Source organism: Kaistella jeonii (genome assembly GCF_000812865.1).
GTDB classification, from domain to species: Bacteria; Bacteroidota; Bacteroidia; order Flavobacteriales; family Weeksellaceae; genus Kaistella; species Kaistella jeonii.
The window spans coordinates 1-4,114 of record NZ_JSYL01000025.1; the positions used below are offsets into that span (position 1 = coordinate 1).

Here is a 4,114-nt window from a genome sequence, read left to right on the forward strand (position 1 = left end):
AACTCTTCGATTGAGGGTGGGAATAACCAGTTTTGTTGTTGATTATAATCTTTAAACTTAATATTCATATCATTGATTATCAATACTTAAAGATAATAAAATCTGATAAATCAACCAAAAAACATACAGGAAAAAATACAAAAAAACCGCCTCAGTATTGAGACGGCTTCCTAATCGTTAATCTCAAAAAATTTATTCAACAATAAACTTGGTAGATTGATTTTCTGTCTTTAAAATATAGGTTCCTTTTTCTCTATTTTTCAAAGTTATTTTTTTCAAAGTTTTCAGATCCTGATTGATGGTCTGGATTAATCGACCATCGATTGTATAAATCTGCACCGTTTTTACTTGATCTAAACCATAACCTGAAACATGCAATTCCCCATTTCTAACCGGATTAGGATAAATAGAAATTTTCTGATTAAAAGCAGCAACATCACTTGTAGAAAGCGTAGAAGTCCAGATCATATTCACCCATTCCGGATGATCGATGAAAGGATTTCTATTTTTTTGTCTCACGTAAACGGCGTTATTTCTATCGATTTCTTTTTGTGAAACAGGATCTTGAGCGGACCATTTTAACAATAAATTGATGAACCATTGCTTATATCCTCGGTCAACCGTTCCGTCTAGAGGATTTCCTGCACTTTGATAAGGGGTAAAAGAAGATAATTTGTCTTCATAACGGGTGATAAAAAACAAAGACATTCTTGCTAAGTCACCTTTGAATTCATCGATCGGTTCGAAGATCGTTCCACCATATCCTGGAAAAGTACAGGTACCTAATTTTGAACCATTTGTTGAAGTCCAAGTTGCTACACTTGCTTCTCCATAAGGGTAATTTGACCGCTGACCGTTCACATAATAATCGGTCGGAATTACAAAGTGCGCGTCATTTGCCATTGGTACTGCGCTTTGACCGCCAAAAAAACTTTTCGGTACAGAGTGCTCGCGGTTGTAACAACTGTTTTCGCTGTTCGCACCGTTTCCACACTGGTTTCCACCATCTGCAACCCGTCCTAATTTATATTCGTAAGCATCCGGACCTGCTGGTCTTTCCGAATACATATCCAGAAGGGTATTGTTATTTTCATAATAAACATCTCTGTCCGACGTAAAATAAGTTTGCCATAAACCGCCGGTTCCGCTTCCGTAACCCAGATCTAAGGCTCCATTGGAGATAATCACGTTGAGTTTTGTTTTCAGGGCGTAACCTGTTAATCCCGCAGTTCCGTCATAATAATTGGCGGGAGCTTGCGCGAAAGTGATGGTGAATAATCCACCAAGTAAAAGAGTAACAATTTTTTTCATTGAATGATAACTAAATTAGGGCGTCAAAGTTAGTCAAAAAATGAATCGGTAGTTGTCGTTTGGATTTTTTTTATTGATCTAAAATCTAAAGATTTGCATTTTTAAATTTTTAATAATAAAAACTAGCGTCATCAGCGAAATCTATGGGTGCTTACAATTTAAATTCAAAAAAACTTATTGAATCTTAAAAAACGACTTATTGATTTTAGAGAAAATCCAGGAAACACCAATTCCAAAAATACCCGAAGTCAATGCTACAATCACGTAATTCATCAGTCGGATTCGAACCGGAAAAGGAAGGTCGGTATTTTCACCTGCTTTGAAAAATCCAGTCACCATTTGCAAATAGCTGATCGCACTTCCCAAAATTAAACCGCTCAACAATCCAAAAGTTACAATGAGGATTCCGGTGAAGAAATATACATTTCGGAGGGATTTTAAGTTCATTCCTAATGAAATCAAAGATTTCGCCTGTTCCTTTTTATCGAGTTGTAGAATAATGATCGCTCCTGCCAAATTAAAAGTCGTGATAAAAATCACCAGCATAAAAATAAGGTAGATAAAGAGTTTTTCCGTATTGATCATCTTCCAGAAGGCGGCATTTTCTTCCGATTTCGTCTTGATGTCGTATTTGTTGCCCAAAAGTTTTTGCAGATGATCTTTTACAGCATCTGTATTTTCAGGATTTTTTAATTTAATAACAATTTGATACGCCGATTTTTTTGGCAAATTCAGCAATTCCCGCGTGAGTTCTATGGGTGCAATGATCGTATTATCCAGCTGATCATTCCCCGGAAAAACACCCGACACAAAAATTTCCCTTTTATTGAAAATGTCTTTTTCCGCGCTGATCATTCCTGTACCGGGTTTCGGCATCAAAAGTTCCGCAAAATCAGTCGTCTCCCCAATTGGAATTGCCAGTCGGTTGTCCAGTTTGTTTTCCAGTAAAACTTCATTCGAATATTTAAAACTCGGATAAGTACCGTAGAAAATATTTTTATTGATCGGATTCACAAAAATGTACGCAGAATCTACGCCGCGCAAATTTGCAATATCACCATTATCCCGAAAATTGATATAAACTTTCTCCTCAATTACTTTAGAAAAATGAAGAATATCTTTAGTGGATTCTAAGATTTTGGTGGCTTTGTCGATATCAGGAAGTGTTTTTCCCTCCTTGCTTGTCACCGTAAGGTCAGAATGCAGATTCGCGATCAGATCCTGATTCAGATCTTCCAAACCAGAAAAAACAGAAATAATAATAAACATCGCCGTCACTGCAACCATCATCGCCAAAGCAGCCAGCCACGTAATAAATGTGACTGCAGTGCTTCCTTTTTTTGCCAAAAGGTATCGGGTTGCAATATAAAAAGCCGTGTTCTTCAAAGAAAATAAACTTTAAAACAGATTATAGAATAGGATTGTCGCCTTCGCCTCTCAATTCTTTTTCAATTTTTTCCACATCGTCCAAAGTCGTGTCCAGATAAAAATTTAGTTCCGGAATGATCCGCACCTGTTTCCCCATTTTCTGACCGATAAAATTTCTGTAATGTGCTTTATTCACCAGAATTTCTTTCATAATGTCTTTCCGGAATTCTGTCGGGAAAATGCTCAAATAAATCTTCGCGATACTCAAATCAGCCGTTACTTTCACATCTGAAACCGATACCAAAAAGGATAGCTTACTTTCCGAAGCCTGTTTGCGGAACAATTCTGCAAAATCTTCCTGTATAATCTGTGCGACTTTTTTCTGTCTGTTGCTTTCGTTCATGGCGCAAATTTACTATTTTTGTTTCAATTATTTGGGCGTGCCCTTTTTTTTGCCAACGCTAAAATCCACCCCCAAAAAAAGGTCGGTTTCCGTGCAGTCGCTTTTTTCCGCCGCCGCAAAACCTACCGCAAAAAAAGAGCTCCAACAATGCACTTCACCCTCACGCAAGATCGCGCTAAAAATTAAAGTAAGATAGATCACCCATTACCAATTACCCATTACCAATTGCTGATTATTCTTCATCCAACATCTAACATCCAACATCCAACACCCATGAAAATTGAACACCTCGGAATCGCCGTAAAATCCTTAAAAACCTCCGACGAATTATTCGCCAAACTCCTGGGAAAAGAAAACTACAAACAGGAAGCCGTGGAAAGGGAAGGAGTCACCACTTCCTTCTACGAACTCGGAGAATCTAAAATCGAACTTCTCGAAGCTACGAATCCCGAAAGTCCCATTGCCAAATTTCTCGACAAACGCGGGGAAGGAATTCATCATATTGCTTTCGGCGTAGAAAATATTCAAACCGAGATCGAACGCCTAAAAAAAGCCGGATTTATCTTCATCTCTGAAGAACCCAAAGACGGCGCCGATAATAAACTCGTCATTTTTCTCCATCCAAAATCGACAAACGGTATTTTGGTAGAGTTGTGTCAGGAGAAACCTGCGGTTTAAGAGCCATGTAGGGACAAGTCGAGACTTGTCCAATAGCACCCGGAATTGAATGGTCAATTTCAATTTACTCAGATCCAATCAAGAAGACGACGTCAAAAACCTTTGGATCTTTGCGTAAGAAATCTATTTACATTACACCAAACACCAAACACCAAACACCAAACACCAAACATCAAACATCAAACTGACTTGTCCTAAAATAGGTTTACACAAAAAAGTGTAAAAATGAATCAAGAAAGTATAGCCATTTTAGGACAGTGGCGTAACAACAAGCTGTATTTCACAGATCATGAGAAAAAGTTGATTATCGAAGATTATCTCTCTGGGAATGAGACCAAGCAAACAGTTTATAGC

At 37.8% G+C, this 4,114-nt stretch carries 5 protein-coding genes; 2 read left to right on the forward strand and 3 right to left on the reverse strand.

Translation table 11 applies throughout. The features are described from left to right. Positions 1-192: 192 nt before the first annotated feature. From OA86_RS15000 to rbfA, 3 genes are all read right to left on the reverse strand, one after another. Positions 193-1,311 (reverse strand): endonuclease, encoded by a 1,119-nt coding sequence (locus tag OA86_RS15000; RefSeq protein WP_039355107.1) that lies wholly within the window; start codon positions 1,309-1,311, stop codon positions 193-195. A gap of 174 nt (positions 1,312-1,485) precedes the next feature. Beyond that, on the reverse strand, positions 1,486-2,697 hold the full coding sequence (locus OA86_RS15005; protein ID WP_039355110.1) for an ABC transporter permease: 1,212 nt from the start codon (positions 2,695-2,697) through the stop codon (positions 1,486-1,488). Positions 2,698-2,719: 22 nt separating this feature from the next. Continuing rightward, positions 2,720-3,082 carry a 30S ribosome-binding factor RbfA gene (rbfA, locus tag OA86_RS15010; protein WP_039355113.1) on the reverse strand — a complete coding sequence of 121 codons (363 nt, stop codon included), beginning with the start codon at positions 3,080-3,082 and terminating at the stop codon, positions 2,720-2,722. Positions 3,083-3,100: 18 nt separating this feature from the next. Here rbfA and OA86_RS15810 point away from each other — a divergent pair, with 18 nt between their 5' ends. After that, entirely contained in the window at positions 3,101-3,268 is a 168-nt protein-coding gene (locus OA86_RS15810; RefSeq protein ID WP_169743963.1) for a hypothetical protein, read from the forward strand. Positions 3,269-3,355: 87 nt separating this feature from the next. Beyond that, positions 3,356-3,760 carry a methylmalonyl-CoA epimerase gene (mce, locus tag OA86_RS15020; RefSeq protein WP_039355118.1) on the forward strand — a complete coding sequence of 135 codons (405 nt, stop codon included), beginning with the start codon at positions 3,356-3,358 and terminating at the stop codon, positions 3,758-3,760. Positions 3,761-4,114: the final 354 nt, after the last annotated feature.

Excerpts from the sequence above, each read along its gene's own strand:
- OA86_RS15000 (WP_039355107.1), bottom strand. The coding sequence starts at position 1,311 with ATGAAAAAAATTGTTACTCTTTTACTTGGTGGATTATTCACCATCACT.
- rbfA (WP_039355113.1), bottom strand. The coding sequence starts at position 3,082 with ATGAACGAAAGCAACAGACAGAAAAAAGTCGCACAGATTATACAGGAA.
- mce (WP_039355118.1), top strand. The coding sequence starts at position 3,356 with ATGAAAATTGAACACCTCGGAATCGCCGTAAAATCCTTAAAAACCTCC.